General features: G+C 62.2%; 15 protein-coding genes and 1 other RNA gene. 5 read left to right on the forward strand and 11 right to left on the reverse strand.

Annotated elements, in window-relative coordinates; translation table 11 throughout:
- Positions 1 to 13: 13 nt before the first annotated feature.
- The 6 genes from AC1D0N_RS03750 to AC1D0N_RS03775 all read right to left on the reverse strand — a co-directional run bounded on the left by AC1D0N_RS03750 (position 14) and on the right by AC1D0N_RS03775 (position 8451).
- Positions 14 to 1645 carry an ABC transporter ATP-binding protein gene (locus tag AC1D0N_RS03750; protein WP_477241510.1) on the reverse strand — a complete coding sequence of 544 codons (1632 nt, stop codon included), beginning with the start codon at positions 1643 to 1645 and terminating at the stop codon, positions 14 to 16.
- A complete protein-coding gene (locus AC1D0N_RS03755) occupies positions 1642 to 2781 on the reverse strand; it encodes an ABC transporter permease (protein WP_477241512.1) in 1140 nt (379 codons plus the stop codon). The genes AC1D0N_RS03750 and AC1D0N_RS03755 overlap by 4 nt, the downstream gene beginning before the upstream one ends.
- Positions 2781 to 3875, reverse strand: a complete 1095-nt coding sequence (locus AC1D0N_RS03760) for a microcin C ABC transporter permease YejB (RefSeq protein ID WP_477241514.1) — start codon at positions 3873 to 3875, stop codon at positions 2781 to 2783. The genes AC1D0N_RS03755 and AC1D0N_RS03760 overlap by 1 nt, the downstream gene beginning before the upstream one ends.
- A 30-nt stretch (positions 3876 to 3905) precedes the next feature.
- Entirely contained in the window at positions 3906 to 5774 is a 1869-nt protein-coding gene (locus AC1D0N_RS03765) for an extracellular solute-binding protein (RefSeq protein ID WP_477241516.1), read from the reverse strand.
- Positions 5774 to 7648, reverse strand: a complete 1875-nt coding sequence (locus tag AC1D0N_RS03770; RefSeq protein WP_477241518.1) for an extracellular solute-binding protein — start codon at positions 7646 to 7648, stop codon at positions 5774 to 5776. The genes AC1D0N_RS03765 and AC1D0N_RS03770 overlap by 1 nt, the downstream gene beginning before the upstream one ends.
- 155 nt (positions 7649 to 7803) lie before the next feature.
- Complete coding sequence (locus AC1D0N_RS03775; protein WP_477241520.1) at positions 7804 to 8451, reverse strand: c-type cytochrome; 648 nt, start codon at positions 8449 to 8451, stop codon at positions 7804 to 7806.
- A 191-nt stretch (positions 8452 to 8642) separates the two neighbouring features.
- Between AC1D0N_RS03775 and AC1D0N_RS03780 the strand changes: the two genes are divergently transcribed.
- Positions 8643 to 9371, forward strand: a complete 729-nt coding sequence (locus tag AC1D0N_RS03780; protein WP_477241522.1) for a 3-deoxy-manno-octulosonate cytidylyltransferase — start codon at positions 8643 to 8645, stop codon at positions 9369 to 9371.
- A 12-nt stretch (positions 9372 to 9383) separates the two neighbouring features.
- Positions 9384 to 10247: a prephenate dehydratase gene (locus AC1D0N_RS03785; RefSeq protein WP_477241524.1), complete on the forward strand. Its 864-nt coding sequence runs from the start codon at positions 9384 to 9386 to the stop codon at positions 10245 to 10247.
- A 55-nt stretch (positions 10248 to 10302) separates the two neighbouring features.
- Here AC1D0N_RS03785 and AC1D0N_RS03790 read toward each other — a convergent pair whose 3' ends face one another.
- Both AC1D0N_RS03790 and AC1D0N_RS03795 read right to left on the reverse strand, forming a co-directional pair.
- Complete coding sequence (locus tag AC1D0N_RS03790) at positions 10303 to 11067, reverse strand: pirin family protein (protein ID WP_477241526.1); 765 nt, start codon at positions 11065 to 11067, stop codon at positions 10303 to 10305.
- A gap of 38 nt (positions 11068 to 11105) precedes the next feature.
- Positions 11106 to 11699 (reverse strand): isochorismatase family protein, encoded by a 594-nt coding sequence (locus AC1D0N_RS03795; protein WP_477241528.1) that lies wholly within the window; start codon positions 11697 to 11699, stop codon positions 11106 to 11108.
- On the opposite strand from AC1D0N_RS03795, the gene AC1D0N_RS03800 reads away from it, so the two are divergent.
- On the forward strand, positions 11649 to 12710 hold the full coding sequence (locus tag AC1D0N_RS03800) for a LysR substrate-binding domain-containing protein (RefSeq protein ID WP_477241530.1): 1062 nt from the start codon (positions 11649 to 11651) through the stop codon (positions 12708 to 12710). The genes AC1D0N_RS03795 and AC1D0N_RS03800 overlap by 51 nt on opposite strands.
- Before the next feature lie 23 nt (positions 12711 to 12733).
- Here AC1D0N_RS03800 and AC1D0N_RS03805 read toward each other — a convergent pair whose 3' ends face one another.
- Genes AC1D0N_RS03805 through AC1D0N_RS03815 form a run of 3 tightly spaced genes read right to left on the reverse strand, consistent with a single transcriptional unit; the run spans position 12734 to position 14461 of the window.
- Positions 12734 to 13039, reverse strand: a complete 306-nt coding sequence (locus AC1D0N_RS03805) for a Dabb family protein (protein WP_477241532.1) — start codon at positions 13037 to 13039, stop codon at positions 12734 to 12736.
- A complete protein-coding gene (nudC, locus tag AC1D0N_RS03810; protein WP_477241534.1) occupies positions 13036 to 14004 on the reverse strand; it encodes an NAD(+) diphosphatase in 969 nt (322 codons plus the stop codon). The genes AC1D0N_RS03805 and nudC overlap by 4 nt, the downstream gene beginning before the upstream one ends.
- A 37-nt stretch (positions 14005 to 14041) precedes the next feature.
- Positions 14042 to 14461, reverse strand: a complete 420-nt coding sequence (locus AC1D0N_RS03815; RefSeq protein WP_477241536.1) for an HIT domain-containing protein — start codon at positions 14459 to 14461, stop codon at positions 14042 to 14044.
- Positions 14462 to 14615: 154 nt separating this feature from the next.
- Here AC1D0N_RS03815 and ffs point away from each other — a divergent pair.
- Together ffs and AC1D0N_RS03825 are read left to right on the forward strand one after the other, a co-directional pair.
- Positions 14616 to 14712: signal recognition particle sRNA small type (ffs, locus tag AC1D0N_RS03820), an RNA gene on the forward strand.
- Positions 14713 to 14817: 105 nt separating this feature from the next.
- Positions 14818 to 16635 (forward strand): DNA polymerase III subunit gamma/tau, encoded by a 1818-nt coding sequence (locus AC1D0N_RS03825; RefSeq protein ID WP_477241538.1) that lies wholly within the window; start codon positions 14818 to 14820, stop codon positions 16633 to 16635.
- The last annotated feature ends 11 nt before the right edge of the window (positions 16636 to 16646 follow it).

Genomic DNA, 16646 nt, shown 5'->3' on the forward strand with positions numbered 1-16646 from the left:
CCTCTTGCGCAGTCTACTCGCTGACGATGCCGACCGGCGCCGTCTCGATCCTGAAGGCGGCCGAGATCAACGCCTTGGTATAGTCGGTCTGCGGCCGCTCGAAAATCTGTTCTGACGGGCCGGCTTCGACGATCCTGCCATTGCGCATGACGATGACGTCGTTGGCAAGGGCTCGGATGACTTTCAGGTCATGGCTGATGAAGAGGTAGGCGAGGTCGTGCTTTGCCTGCAGGCTGCGCAAAAGGTCGACGACTTGCGCCTGCACGCTCATGTCGAGCGCCGAGGTCGGCTCGTCCAGCATGACGAAGCGCGGATTGAGCACCATGGCGCGCGCGATGGCGACGCGCTGGCGCTGGCCGCCGGAGAATTCATGCGGATAGCGGTTGCGCGTGGCGGCATCGAGGCCGACTTCGCCGAGCACGTCGACCACCCTGATATCACGCTGGTCGGGCGATAGTTTCGGCTCGTGGATCTTCAGCCCTTCCTCGATGATCTCCGAGATGGACATGCGCGGGCTGAGCGACCCGAACGGGTCCTGGAAGACGATCTGCAACTCGCGCCGCAGCGGCCGCATGGCGTTGAAGGTCAGCTTGTTGATGTCACGTCCATTGAACTGAATGGTTCCGGTCGACGAGATCATCCTCGCCAGCGCCAGGCCGAGCGTCGTCTTGCCCGAACCGGATTCGCCAACGACGCCGAGCGTCTGGCCGGCGCGCACGGTGACGTCGATGCCGTCGACCGCTTTCACATTGTCGACGGTGGTGCGGAAGAAGCCTTTCTTGATCGGAAACCAGACCTTGATGTCGTGACCCGTCATCACCGGCTTGGCGGCAGCGTTGGCGGCCGGCGGCTTGCCTTTCGGCTCGGCCGCCAGGAGGTGCTTGGTATAGGCGTGTTGCGGGTTGGCGAAGATCTCTTTCGTCGGCCCGGTCTCGACGATCTTGCCCTTCGTCATCACGCAGACGCGGTCGGCGATTTTCCGGACGATGCCGAGATCATGGGTGATGAACAGCATCGACATGCCCTTGCGGCTCTTCAGCCCCGCCAGCAGTTCGAGAATCTGCGCCTGCACGGTGACGTCAAGCGCCGTCGTCGGCTCGTCGGCGATCAGCAGCTCAGGCTCGTTGGCCAGCGCCATGGCGATCATGACGCGCTGGCGCTGGCCGCCGGAAAGCTGGTGCGGATAGGCGTCGAGCCGCTTTTGCGGTTCGCGGATGCCGACCTCGTTGAGCAGTTCCAGCGTGCGCGCGCGTGCCGGGCGATCAGCCATGCCCTGATGCAGTTTCAGGATCTCGACAATCTGCTGCTCGATCGTGTGCAGCGGATTGAGCGAGGTCATCGGCTCCTGGAAGATCATGGTGATCTTGTTGCCGCGCACGCTGCGCAACTGCTTCTCGTTCATCGCCAGCAGGTCGGCGCCCTGGAACAGGATCTTGCCTGAGGGATGGCTGGCCGTTGGATAGGGCAACAGCTTCAGCACCGACAGCGCCGAGACCGATTTGCCGGAGCCGGATTCGCCGACCAGTGCAACTGTCTCGCCCTTGGCGAGATCGAAGGAGATGTGGTCGACGGCCATCGACTGGTTGCCGCCTTGCGTGAAGGCGACGCTGAGATCGCGGACGGAAAGGAGAGGGGCGTCGCTCATCGGAACGCCTTGCGCGGGTCGAAAGCGTCGCGGGTCGCTTCGCCGACGAAGACCAGCAACGACAGCATCAGCGAAATGACGACGAAGCCGGAAATGCCCAGCCACGGCGCGTTGAGATTGCGCTGCGCCTGCTTCAACAATTCACCGAGCGAGGCAGAGCCGGGCGGCAGGCCGAAGCCGAGATAGTCGAGCGAGGTCAGCGTCGAGATCGAGCCTGAGAGCAGGAAGGGCAGGAAGGTCAGCGTCGCCACCATGGCGTTGGGCAAGAGATGCCGGAACATGATGGTGTGGTTAGGTACGCCGAGCGCGCGCGCGGCGTTGACATATTCGAAATTGCGGGCGCGCAGGAACTCGGCCCGTACCACGCCGACCAGCGCCACCCAGGAGAACAAGAGCATCAGCCCGAGCAGGATGAAGAAGCCGGGCGGCAGGATGGCGGCGACGATCAGCAGCAGATAGAGCACCGGGATCGCCGACCAGATTTCGATGAAGCGCTGGAACAGAAGATCCGTCCAGCCGCCGAAATAACCTTGCACCGCACCGGCCGCGACGCCGATCAGTGCCGAGCCCAGCGTCAGGATCAGCCCGAACAGCACCGAGATTCTGAACCCATAAATGACGCGCGCCAGCACGTCGCGCGCCTGGTCGTCGGTGCCGAGCCAGTTCCAGTTGCCGACGACGCAGTTGGGGTCGGCAGCACCTTGCGGATACTGGTTGCAGCGTGTCTTGGCATCATAGAGCCAGGATGGCTTGGTGGGGGCTGCCTCGGGAATGGCGTTGTTGACGGTCTGGTAGGAGTAGCGCACCGGCGGCCAGATCATCCAGCCATTGCCATTGATCTCGTCCTGGATGACAGGGTCGCGATAGTCGGTGACCGCGTAAAAGCCGCCGAACTTCTCTTCCGGGTAGGCGACCAGCACCGGAAACAGGATCTCGCCCTTGTAGGACACGATGATCGGCCTGTCGTTGGCGATCAGTTCGGAAAACAGCGACAGCACGAACAGGACAAGAAAAATCCACAACGACCAGTAGCCGCGCCGGTTGGCTTTGAAATTCTGCAGGCGCCGCTGGTTGAGCGGCGACAGCCACGGCCGAGGAATCCGCGCCGGCACAGCATCTGTGGCAGCTTGCGTCATCAGACGTCTCTCCGCTCGAAGTCGATGCGCGGGTCGACCCAGGTGTAGATCAGGTCGGACAAGAGCCCGACAAACAGGCCAAGCAACGAAAAGATGTAGAGGTTGGCAAACACCACCGGATAGTCGCGATCGATCACCGATTTGAAGCCGAGCAGGCCAAGGCCGTCGAGGGAGAATATGTTCTCGATCAGCAGCGAGCCGGTGAAAAAGGCCGAGATGAAAGCGCCGGGAAAGCCGGCGATGACGATCAGCATGGCGTTGCGGAAGACGTGGCCATAGAGCACCTGCCGCTCCGACAGGCCCTTGGCGCGTGCGGTCACCACATATTGCTTGCGGATTTCCTCGAGGAACGAATTCTTGGTCAAAAGCGTGGTGGTGGCGAAGGCCGACAGCACCAGCGCGGTCAGCGGCAAGGTCATGTGCCAGAAATAGTCCAGAATCTTGCTTGACCAGGACAGCTGGTCCCAATTGTCGGAGGTGATTCCGCGCAGCGGAAACCAGTCCCAGAACGATCCGCCGGCAAACAGCACCATCAGCATGATGCCGAACAGGAAGCCTGGAATGGCGTAGCCGACGATGACGACGCCGCTGGTCCATATGTCAAAGGGCGTGCCGTCCTTGACCGCCTTGCGGATACCGAGCGGGATCGAGATCAGGTAGGATAAAAGCGTGATCCACAGCCCGATCGAAATCGATACCGGCATCTTTTCCAGGATCAGGTCGAGCACCGAAATGTCGCGGAAATAGCTGTCGCCGAAATCGAAACGGGCATAGTTCCACAGCATCAGGCCGAAGCGCTCGAGCGGCGGCTTGTCGAAGCCGAACTGCTTCTCCAGCTTCTTGATGAATTCAGGATCGAGTCCTTGCGCGCCGCGGTATTTCGAACTGACATCGCCGGCCGGATCGAAATTGGCGCCGCCCGAATCGCCGCCGCCACTGCCGAGACGATCGCTGCCGCCCTGGTTGGTCAGCTTGGCGATGACCTGCTCGACCGGGCCGCCTGGAGCGAACTGGACGACCGCGAAGGACACCGCCATGATGCCGAACAGGGTCGGGATCATCAGCAGGATGCGGCGCAGTATATAGGCGCCCATTAGGCCCTCTGCCCTCGATGGGCGAACATCTCAGCCTTTGCCAATCTTTGCCGCCTTGCCCTTGTCCAACCACCACAGCGCTTCGACCGGAAAGCCGAAATCGGGTTTCTGCTCGGGAAAGCCGAACATGTCCCAATAGGCGCTTCGGTGATTCGCCAGGAACCAACTAGGAATCCAATCGCGCCGCGCACGCAAGGCCCGGTCGAGCGCCCGGACCGCAACCGTCAAGTTTTCTCGATCCTTGGCGGCGCCGACGGCGTCGATGAGTGCGTCGATGGCCGGGCTTGATACCCCCGACAGGTTGCGCGAACCGGAGACTTTTGCCGTGCTCGAATGGAAGAAGATTTCGAGATCGTCGCGGGTCGGCGTCGCCGAAAACGAGAAGGCGGCCGAGATCAGGTCGAAATCGAAGGTCGATTGCCGTAGCTGGTATTGCGCTGAATCGACCAACCGGATGGTGGCATCGATGCCGACGGCCTTCATATTGGCAACCCAGGGTGAGTAGACCTGCACGAAGGTTTCGTCATCGACCAGGAATTCGGCCGAAAGCCTTTCGCCCTTGTCGTTGGCGACGAAATCGCCGGACCGCTTCCAGCCGGCCTCGGCCAGAAGCTTCGCCGCCTTGCCCAGCAGTTTCCGGTCGCGGCCGGAGCCGTCGGAGACCGCCTGCACGACGGCTTCGCCGAAGACTTCCACCGGAAGCTGGTCGCGCAGCGGTTCCAGCAAAGCGAGCTCTTGCGGCGATGGCAGTCCTTCGGCGCGAAAGTCCGATTTCTCGAAGCAGGATTGCGAGCGCTCGTAGGAGCCGTAGAAGAAATTGCGCCGCGTCCATTCGAAGTCGAAGCAAAGTGCGATTGCTTGCCGCACGCGTGAATCGCGAAAATGTTCGCGCCTTTGGTTGACCGCGGTGGCCTGCATGGACGGCAATGTCTCGGCGGGGAATTCGTGTTTGATCACCTTGCCGGCGGTGAAGGCTGGAAAATCGTAAGCCGTCGCCCAGACGCGCGAGGTGAATTCCTCCCGGTAGGTGATCTCGCCTTTCTTGAAGGCTTCGAAGCCGGCCGTGCGGTCCTGATAGAACTCGATGCGGATACGCTCGAAATTGTTCTGGCCGCGATTGACGGGTAGATCCTTGCCCCAATAGTCAGCCACGCGCTCATATTCGATCCAGGCTCCCGCCGACCAGCGCCCGACCTTGTAGGCGCCGCAGCCGAGCGGTGGGTTCAGTTGCGAGGAATCGAAGGGATTGGCGGTGTAAAAGGCCTTCGACAGAATTGGGAACTCGACGATATTCAGGATGGTACGAGCCGACTGCTTGCCGGAAAAGGTCAGTCGTAGCGTGTGGGGACCGACGGCAACCGCATCCTCGAGATGCGTCAGCGATAGCGACAGGTCGGGATGGCCCTTGTCCTTGAACAGCTTGAAGCTGAAGGCGGCGTCTTCGGCGGTCAGCGGCGTGCCATCGTGGAAGCGTGCTTCAGGCCTGAGCGAAAACTCGAAGCTGTTGCGGTCATCAGCAATCGTCACGCCATCGGCGATCAGGCCATAGACGGCGTCCGGCTCGTCCAACGCCCTTGTCATGAGGGAATCGAAGCACATCCCCATGCGTGGCGGCGCGTCGCCCTTGACCGAGAAAGAGTTCAGCGTGTTGAAGGTCAAAGGGCTCTGGTTGTAACCCCAGTTGGGCGGCGAGAAATTGAAGGTGCCGCCTTGCGGCGCGTCAACGTTCACATAGTCGAAATGCGTGAAGTCAGGCTTGTATTTCAGATCGCCGAAGGCCGACAGGCCGTGCAGCTTCACGCTGGTCGGGATGGTGGCGAAGGCTCGACCTGGCAGAAGCGCAACGGCGGCTACAGCGCCGCCCAAGGCCAGGAAGTCGCGGCGGGGCAGCACCGCCATCAATTTCCGCCCTTGTATTTGGCCGCCAACGCCTTTTCCTTCTCGGGAATGATCCACCAGGAATCGGTGTCGGCGCCGATATAGGCGGGTTGCTTGTCGGGGATGCCGAACTTGTTCCAGTAGGCCAGCCACACCACCGGGCGGTGCCATTGCGGCACGACATAATAGCTCCACAACAGCACCCGATCGAGCGCATGGGTGGCGGCGACGAGGTCGTCGCGGTCGGTGGCGAAGATGATGCGGTCTACCAGCGCATCGACAATCGGATCCTTGATGCCCACCAGGTTGCGTGAGCCGTGCGTGTCAGCAGCCTTCGAGCCCCAGAATTCGCGCTGCTCGTTGCCGGGCGAATCCGATTGGCCGAACAGGCCCGTGACAACGTCAAAATCGAAATTGGTGACGCGGTTGATGTACTGGGACTGATCGACGATGCGCAGTGTAGCGTCGATGCCTATCTTGCGCAGATTGGCCATATAGGGGCTGGCGATCACCTGGTCGGTGTCGTTCCAGCCGAGGATTTCGAACTTGAACGGCTCGCCGGTCTTGGCGTTGACCATCTTGCCCCCCTTGATCACCCAGCCGGCCTTTGCAAAGAGATCGACCGCCTGTTTGAGGTACTTCCGTTCCGCTTGCGGCGTATCATAGACGGGCAGCTTGAAGTCCTGGGTGAAGAGTTCGGGCGGCAGCTTGTCGCGATACGGCTCGAGGATTTCCAGCTCCTTGCCTTGTGGCAGCCCGCTCGACGCCAATTCGGTGCCCTGGAAATAGCTTGATGTACGGGTGTTGAAACCGAAGAACAGGGTACGATTCATCGTCTCGAAATCGAACGGCAAGGTCAGTGCCTCCCGCACCAGGCGGTCCTGGAACAGCGGCCGCCGCTGGTTGAGTACGAAGCCCTGCATCGGCTGTGGCGACTGGCTCTGGAAGTCCTTCTTGATGACGTCGCCGGCCTTGATTGCCGGGAAAGTATAGGCCGTCGCCCATTTGCGCGAGCTGTACTCGCGGTTGATGTCTTCGAACCCGCCCTTGGTGAAGGCCTGCCAGGCGGCATTGTCGTCGAGGATATAGGTAAACCGTTCGCGGTCGAAATTGTTACGCCCCACATTGATGCCAAGGCCCGCCGCCCAGTAATCGGGGACCCGCCGCCAGACGACTTCCGAGCCAGGTTTGAAACTCTCGATCTTGTAAGGCCCTGAGCCGAGCGGGATTTCGAGGCTTGGCTGGGTGATGTCGCGCTTCTTGCCGTTGGCGTCGGTGCCTTCCCACCAGTGCTTCGGCAGCACCACCACATCCGCCATGATCAGTGGCAGCTCACGATTGCCTTTTTGGTCAAAGCGGAACTCGACTTCCCGATCTGAAACGGCGACCGCTTCCGTGACATTGGCAAAATAGCGGTTGAACTGCGGGCTTTCCTTTTTCAGGAAATTGAATGACCAGATCACGTCATCGACGGTGATCGGCTGGCCATCGTGCCATCGGGCGCGCGGGTCGAGCCGATACGTCGCAGATGAGAAATCTTCCGGGTACTTGTAGGCCTCGGCGATCTCGGGGTGGTTGGTGCTACCCTCGTCAATGGATTTCGCCATCAGCGACTGGTAGAGCAGGCCGCCCTGATAGTTCAACCCTGCGGCAGGGGTGCCGCGAGCAATGAACGGGTTGAAGCTGTCAAACGTGCCCAACACCACCGAATTCAGCGTGCCACCCTTTGGCGCGTCCGGGTTGACGTAGTCGTAGTGCTGGAAATTGTCGCCGTATTTCGACTGGCCGATCAGCGACGAGGAGGTCCGCCATTCGTCAGACGAGGCTGCCCGCAGGCCGCCGGCGAGCGTGGCCACGATCAGCGCTGATCTGAGAAGCGTTCGGCCAACCGTCATGCGTTTCCTCTCTGCGGTGCGTTCGCGGACAGTCTAGATGATTTGACGTCCGTGAAAACCGCGACAGACCGGCTTTGTCGCCGCATATGCATCATCCCTAACAAAAAAGCCGGGCTGAACCCGGCTTTTTCAAGGAAGTGTCTATTACAATTTCGTTATTTGGCAGGCGCCGCTGGCGCTGCAGCTTCGGCCGGCTTGGCGGGAGCTGCACCTTCCGCTGGCTTGGCCGGCGCCGTTGCGTCGGCAGCAGCACCCGGCGCCGGCAGCGGCTTCGGGCTGTCCGACAGCGTGCGCAGATAGGCGATGACGTTAGCGCGGTCCTCGTCCTTGGGCAGGCCGGCAAAGCCCATTGCCGTGCCCTTCACGAACTTCTTCGGCGAGGTGATGAAGTGGTTGATGTTGTCATAGGTCCACTTCTCGGTGCCGCCCTTGGAGAACTCCTTCATGCCGGCCGAATAGGCAAAGCCCTCGTGCTCGGCCACCGGACGATCGATCAGGTCCCACAGATCGGGACCGACCTTGTTGGGGCCGCCCTTTTCGCCGGAATGGCAGGCCTGGCATTTCTTGAAGACGGCAGCACCTTGCTCGACATTGGCGGTGGCCAAAAGTTCGGCGATCGGCTTGGCTGCTTCGGCAGGGGCGGCCGGGCCGCCTTCAGCCGGCTCTGCCGCCTCGATGGCGAAGCCGGGTTTTTCCGGCGCCGGCGAGGCGAACAGCGCGTCGGACACCAAACCGACCGAGAAGACCACGAAACAGGTTCCGAGCAATCCGGCGAGCAGTTTGTTGACTTCGTTGGAATCCATACGCCCCAGGCTCCCTTTTCCGGCGGACCTCTCCGTCCACGCGTCCGTCGGTATCGTGACCCACCCCTCGGAGCCGGTCAAATCGGGCGGAAACTAGGTCTTTTGCTCAGGCGTTGCAACACCTATAAGGGCGCTTCCAGTGAGACCTTTTGCCACTTTCCCCATCCTCTTTTCGAACGCCTGCTGACTTCATGTCCACGCTCATCCTCATCCCGGCCCGCATGGCCTCGACCCGCCTGCCGGGCAAGCCGTTGGCCGACATTGCCGGCGCGCCGATGATCGTCCATGTCGCCCGCCGCGCCGCCGAGGCCGGGCTTGGCCGGGTAGTGGTGGCAACCGACACGCAAAGCGTGGCCGAAGCGGTGCGCGCGCACGGTTTCGAGGCGGTGATGACGCGGATGGACCATGAGTCGGGTTCGGACCGTATCTTCGAGGCGCTGACCGCGCTCGACCCCGGCCGCAAGGTCGAAACCATCGTCAATGTCCAGGGTGACCTGCCGACCATCGACCCTGAGATCATCGGCGCGTCGCTGAAGCCGTTCGAGGATGCGGCCGTGGACATCGCCACGCTCGGCGTCGAGATCGTCCGCGACGAGGAAAAGACCAACCCGAACGTCGTCAAGATCGTCGGCTCGCCGCTGTCTGCGACACGGCTCAAGGCGCTCTATTTCACCCGCGCCACCGCCCCCTGGGGCGACGGGCCGCTCTATCACCATATCGGCCTCTATGCCTATCGCCGCGCCGCACTCGAGCGCTTCGTTGCGCTGAAGCCGTCGCCGCTGGAACGGCGCGAGCGGCTGGAGCAGTTGCGGGCGCTGGAAGCCGGCATGCGCATCGACACCGAGATCGTCCAGTCGCTACCGCTCGGCGTCGACACGCCGCACGATCTCGAACGCGCCAGATCGATCCTTTCAACCTGAGATATTTGCGTCATGCCTGAAAAGACCAACAGAATATCCTTCCAGGGCGAGCCGGGCGCCAATTCCGACACCGCCAGCCGCAACATGTTCCCTTCGATGGAACCGTTGCCGTGCCCGACCTTCGAGGATGCGTTCAACGCGGTCGAGACCAACAAGGCCGATCTCGCCATGATCCCGATCGAGAACACCATTGCCGGGCGCGTCGCCGACATCCACCATTTGTTGCCGGAATCGAAGCTGCACATTGTCGGCGAATATTTCCTGCCGATCCATTTCCAGCTGATGGTGCTGCCGGGCGTCAAGCGCGCAGAGATCAAGACCGTGCACAGCCACATCCATGCGCTCGGCCAATGCCGCAAATACATCCGCAAGAACGGCTGGAAGGCGATCGTCGCCGGCGATACCGCGGGTGCCGCCAAGCTGGTTGCCGAGGTCAAGGACCGCACCATGGCGGCGTTGGCGCCGGCGCTGGCCGCGAGCCTCTACGGCCTCGACATCATCGAGGAAAATGTCGAGGACACCGATAGCAACGTCACCCGCTTCGTCGTCCTGACCAAGAACAAGCAATGGGCCGAGCGTCCGTCGCCCGACACCAAGATGATGACGACCTTCATCTTCCGCGTCCGCAACGTGCCGGCCGCGCTCTACAAGGCGATGGGCGGTTTCGCCACCAACGGCATCAACATGACCAAGCTGGAGAGCTATCAGCTCGGCGCGTTCACGGCGACGCTGTTCTATGCCGATATCGAGGGTCATCCCGATGATCCGCTGGTGAAACTGGCGCTCGAGGAGCTGCGCTTCTTCTCCCGCGAAATGCGGATCCTGGGTGTCTATCCCGCCGCCAATTCGCGCGAGGAATGGAAAGTCGCGGACTAGGCCTGCTGAGGTTCACCCTCCGGCCTGGGCACTCAACAGCGCCTGGTCCGGTCACTCAACCGCTGATCGTTCCCTCGCGGGAAAAATTCGCGGATCGATCGACGAGAAAGACAACGACATCCGAGTCCATGGTCGCCGTCACGGGGAGTGCGGTCTCATCCGCGCCGATCATGACCGCTGTGTGCGTTGCGGCCTCCTGTTGTCCCACTGAAACCTTGCCGCGAAAAACGTAGAGCCAGCGATCGAAACCGGGCCTTGACGGCAGGTCGACATGCCTGCCCGCCGACAGGTGGGCATCGTAGAGGGTGATGGCCTGGCGAATGAAGCTCGGCGCTGCCGATCCGATCGGCCCGGCCAGCAGCCGCCATCGATCGTTTCGCTTGCCGTCAGCGAGATTGATGAACTGAACGCCCGGTTCCAGGTTCGCCGCCTCGGGCCGGACGAAGATCTGCAGCATCTCGATCGGATCGTCGCCGACCACTTCCTCTTCGTGCGAGAAGCCGCGGCCTGCGTTCATCACCATCAACCGATCGGGCGATATGACTTCGCTCCTGCCAGCGGAATCGGTGTGGCGCATGCGGCCCGAGCGCATGTAGCTGATGATCTCGTCGTTGCGATGTTCGTGCATCCGGACGACGAGGCCGGGCTGCAGCCGGGCGTGGTCGATAATTCCAAGCCCGCCGAAACCCGAATCATCGCGTTGCCCCAGCGAAATACCCGGGCGGATTCGGCGGAGCTGGAACGGGCCGGAGGCCCTGACCAGATGGGTATCCGGCGAGATGACGCCGGTCCCTTTGATGGCGGTTGCTTCCATGGCCATGTTCCTTGCTCCCTGGCTTCCTGCGGGCTTGATATCGGCTACGCCTGGATCGGCGGCAGCACGTCCGTGAACAGCAACTGGATGAGCTTCTGCCCGTTTGGCGTGCCCCAGTTCTGGGCGAGTTCCGCGATCATGGTGTTGGTCGCCGTCAGGATGACGCCGGCGTCCTGCATGCGACGGCGCGACATGTCCTCGGAAAGTTCATACGGCGAACCCGAAGCGTCCATGACGGCCTGCACCTTGTAGCCCTCGGCAGCGGCGTCGATCGCCGGAAAGACAAGGCAGACGTCGGTGGTGACGCCAGCCATGATCAAGTTCTTGCGACCCGTCGCTTCGACCGCTGCCTTGAAGTTGGCATCGGTCCATGCATTGACGACGCCTTCGCGCTTGACGCGCTTGGCGAACGCGTCGGGAAGGATCTCCTGCAGTTCCGGCAGCAGCGGACCCTGCAGCCGATCTTCCTGACTCGAGGTCAGCACGGTCGGTATGCCCAGGATGCTTGCAGCTTTCGCCAGCGCCAGCGACATTCGCTTGGCCTGCTCGACGTCGATGTTCTTGATCAGTTGCATGGTGCCAAGCTGGTGGTCGATCAGCAGAAGCGCGGAATTCTCGGGCGTGAAATTCTTGGACATGATGTGATCTCCTTGGGAGCGCAATCGCTCGCCAATGGATTTATGAATGAAACGAACACTGCGGAAGGCTTGAAAAATACCCATGTCATGTTCCACAAATGGAACATGACAACGTTTGGAGACTTCGACGGCCTCGCGCTGTTTGTTCGCATCGTCGAGGCTGGCGGGCTAGCGGCCGCCAAACGTGCGACGGGCATCCCGAAGGCTACGCTCTCTCGCCGCCTATCGGCGCTGGAACAGGCTTTGAACGTTCGGCTGGCCCGGCGCACGAAGAAGGGCGTCGTGCTGACCGAGCAGGGCCAGCAGCTTTTCGACCGCAGTCGGACAGCTTTTACGCTCGCCGAAGAAGCCGTCGCCGAGGTTCAGGACGAGCGGGTAGCGCTGTCGGGGAGGGTGCGTCTGTCGCTACCGCCCGACATGGCCACGGCAGTGCTTGCTCCGGCCTTGATCCGGTTCAAAAGCCGATACCCGGACGTCATGATCGAAATGACGCTTGAAGACCGAAGGGTATCCCTGATCGAGGAAGGATACGATCTCGTTGTCCGGATGGGGTCGGTCGCGGACTCCGCGCTGGTGTTCAAGAAGATAGCGACCTTGCCGCGAATGCTGGTCGCCAGTCCGGACTATCTGGCGGCACATCCCGGTCTGAAGGAGCCGCAGGATCTGAAGGATATTCCTGCGCTGGCGATCCGTCGTGATCTGGTCGAATGGGATTTGCGTAACCATGCCGGCGTGACAACCACGGTGAGTCCCAGGATAGGCTTTGCGGCAAACCGGCAGACCATACTGATCGATGCCGCGATTGGAGGGCTCGGCGTCGCCAATCTGCCCATTTTCATGGTCGAGGCCGCATTGAAATCCGGTGCACTGGTCCGTGTCCTGCCGGACTGGGAACCGTCTCCCGTCGAGATGACAGCGCTTTGGCAGAAGGACAGGATCACCGGCCGCTTGATAAAAGCGATCGTTGCCGAGTTTTCCGAAGCGTTCAAGGACGGGCGCTCACCGCGTTAGCCCACGGCAACTAGGATGCCGCTCTAGACAAGCAGGCCCAGCGGCACGTAGTCGATTTCGAGAAACGCCGTGACTTCCGGCACCCAGCGGTCGCGCACGAAGGCGACGTGGTCGGGATGATCATTGTATCTCGTATAGGCCGCCTGATCGACGAACTCCATCGAGAAGCCGAAGTGATAGTCGTTCTTGGGGCTGACCTGCCGCAGCGGCTCGAAATGCGTAACGCCCTTGATCGCGCTGAGGATTCTCTTGGCGTCGGTGAGGAATCTTTTTTCCTCCAGTGAGTGTGGCGGATGCTTCAGCGTGAAGACGACGGTGTGACGGATCATGTTCGTACTCCTGCGATATTTCTCGTTTCGCTATCGACCCAGGCGCGGATCAAGTGATGCGCGATCGCGCCTTTCGGCGGCGTGACCAGGTTGTCCTTGTGCGTCCTGTCCAGCATCAGCCGCACCTCATCGCGGAAAAACCAGCGGCAGTCTTCGAGTTCGTTGAGGTCGGCCTGGATGTCGTCGTTGAGCGGCTCGCCGAAGCAGCCGATCATCAGCGAATAGGGGAACGGCCAAGGCTGGCTGGCGTGGTAGACGACGCGGCCGAGCCGGATGCCGGCTTCCTCCAGCGTCTCGCGGCGCACCGCCGCCTCGATCGTCTCGCCCGGCTCGATGAAGCCGGCAAGCGCGGAATACATGCCCGGCCCAAAATGCCGGCCGCGGCCAAGCAGGCATTTTTCCGGGGTGACGGTCAGCATGATCGCCACCGGGTCGGTGCGTGGGAAATGCTCGGTGCTGCAATTTGGGCAGTGGCGCTTGTAGCCGCCGGCCCGCATGTCCGACTGGGTGCCGCATTTGCTGCAGAAGCGGTGGCTGGCATGCCAGGCGAGCAAGGCAGCGCCTTGCGCCAGCGCGCCGGCAGCCGCCTCGTCGATTAGCCCTTGCATGTAGACCGAGCGATAGTCGATGGCCTTGATGGTTTCGGGAAGCTGCTCGGACTCGATCGCGACCGGCACGGCCAACACCGGGCCGCTTTCGGAAAAGCCGAGCAGAACGCCCTGTTCGGGCGAGGGTTTGAGCGGTCGGCTCTCGGCCAGATGGAACCACGGATCGAAGTTGCCATCCCTGAGCTTCAGGTGAAGCCGGCCGCCATGCATCAGCAAAAGCCGTGCTGAGGGGTCGGCCAGCGCCTTCTCGACGGAATCGTCGGCACGGTTCTCGGACTGCCGGTCGATGGTGTTGCCGGCAAAGCCGACGAACTGGCTCGGCTCGCGCAACGGCGCGTCAAACAGGCGGAAGGTCATTCAGGGGACTCGAAGGCTGGGATTGGCACGGACAGGCTTATAACGCCGCCTTGATCTGTTGCGCAAACTTGCGGATGTCGGAGCGCTGATAGGGTTCACGCATGCCGTGCCCCCACACCGGCCCCGGCCAGCCGGGATCGCCTTCCGAGCGGGCGATGACATGGACATGCAGCTGGCGCACGATATTGCCGAGCGCGCCGGTGTTGATCTTGGTGCAGCCGGTCACCTTTTTCAGCGCCTGCGCCACCATGTTGGTCTCGAAGGTCAGCATCGCCTGGTCGAGCGGCGTCAGGTCGTGGATTTCCTCCGAGCCTGGCCGCTGCGGCACCAGAAGCAGCCACGGCCAGCGGCAGTCGTTCATCACGCGCAATTCGCACAGGCCGAGCCACATCAGCTGCTCGCTGTCCACCTCCAGCCTGGAGTCGAGTGTGAATCCGGCCTTGAGGCCCGGCAGCATCGGCGTTTCCTTCAATTTTGCGGCTTTTTTCAAACTTGTGAACGCTAGAGCGGCTGCAAGAGGGCTGCAAGCGAATCATTGATCGGTCGCGGTTCGCGATGCGGATTCTCGTGTGCACTTGCATTTCATCGCGCAATTGCCGATATGGAACGCGGGAGGTTGGTGGTGGACGATCCACTCGCCAACCGGGTCAGGTCCGGAAGGAAGCAGCCCTAACGAGCCCGGAACGGGTCATTGTTCCAGCCTCCCACCTCATCGGCCCCTCTCGCGACATTGACGACGCATTGCAGCGCGGGCGAGACTATTAGCAGGAATCGGCCACCCTCGGACGCGGCCTTTTGGAGCTTTACGGGCGAATGAGCGAAGCCGGAAATTCGGGCCCAGAAAACCTGGATAAGCAAAAGGCCGGCGCCTATCGCGTTCTGGCGCGCAAATACCGTCCTTCCAATTTCTCCGAACTGATCGGCCAGGAGCCGATGGTTCGCACGCTGACCAATGCCTTTGCCACCGGCCGCATCGCCCAGGCCTGGATGCTGACCGGCGTGCGCGGTGTCGGCAAGACGACGACGGCGCGCATCCTGGCGCGGGCGCTGAACTACAAGACATCAAGCGTCGATCAGCCATCGATCGACCTTGCGGTGCTCGGCGAGCATTGCCAGGCAATCATGGAAGGCCGCCATGTCGACGTGATCGAGATGGACGCCGCCTCGCACACCGGCATCGACGACATCAGGGACATTATCGAGCGCGTGCGCTACGCGCCGGTGTCGGCGCGCTACAAGGTCTACATCATCGACGAAGTGCACATGCTCTCCACCCAGGCCTTCAACGGCCTGCTGAAGACGCTGGAAGAGCCGCCGCCGCACGTCAAATTCATTTTTGCCACCACCGAAATCCGCAAGGTGCCGATCACCGTTCTGTCGCGCTGCCAGCGCTTTGACCTCAGGCGTATCGATGCCGGCGCGCTGGTCGCGCATCTCGCCTCGATTTCGGCCAAGGAAGGCATTGCCGTCGACGACGACGCACTGGCGATGATCGCGCGGGCCGCCGAGGGCTCGGCGCGCGATTCGCTGTCCATCCTCGACCAGGCGATCGCCCATGGCGGCGGCGCGGTCAGCGCCGAAGCGGTGCGCTCCATGCTGGGCCTGGCCGACCGCGCCCGCATCGTCGACCTGTTCGAGCATGTGATGAAGGGTGATGTGGCGGCGGCGCTGGCCGAATTCCGCAACCAGTACGACACCGGCGCCGACCCGGCCGCGGTGCTGACCGACCTTGCCGAATTCAACCACCTCGTCACCCGGCTGCGTTTCGTGCCGACCGCGCTCGACGACGCCTCGCTGTCCGAGGATGAGCGTGCGCGTGGCGCCGACTTCGCCAGGACGCTCTCGGTCCGGGTGCTGTCCAGAACATGGCAGATGCTGCTGAAAGGCATTCCAGAGGTGCAGTCTTCCAACCGGCCGGTCAGCGCCGGTGAAATGGTGCTGATCCGGCTGGCGCACGCCGCCGACCTGCCGACGCTGGACGAGGCGCTGCGGTCGCTGGAGGGTGTTGCGCCGGCCTCGAATGGCGCGCCACGCTCGAACGGTGCGCCGGCAGGCACCGGCAATGGCGCCGGCACCAGCGCTGTGGCGCAGACACGGATGCCGACGCCTGGCGGTGGTGCGCAGACCATGCGGCTGGTCGAGACCGAGCCGATGCCTGCCGCCTTTGTTGCACCGCCCGAGCCTGTCGCGGAAGTGCCGCCGGTGCTGCTGAAATCGCTGGCCGACATCGCCGCCCTTGCCGACGCCCAGCGGGACATCGCCTTCAAGGTGCTGGTCAAGCGCTGCATGCGCCTGGTGCGCATCGAGCCAGGCCGCATCGACCTCAGCCTGACCGACGATGCGCCAAAAATGCTGCTCAACGATCTGACCACCAAGCTGCGCGCCTGGACAGGCCGCAGCTGGCTGGTGTCGTTGTCGAAGGAAACCGGCGGCCAGACGCTGGCCGAGATGGAATCGACCAAACGCGAGAACGCTTTCCTGGATGCCAAGAGCGACCCGACCGTCGCTGCCATCCTGGCGCGCTTTCCCGGCGCCAAGATCATCGACGTGCGCATTCCAGACGCGCCGGAAGTCGACACGGACAAGACCGAAGTGCCGGTCGAGCCGCCGGCCGATGACGACGAGACCTGACAAACCAGACT

The sequence above is a fragment of the Mesorhizobium sp. P2_E10 genome (assembly GCF_056404235.1).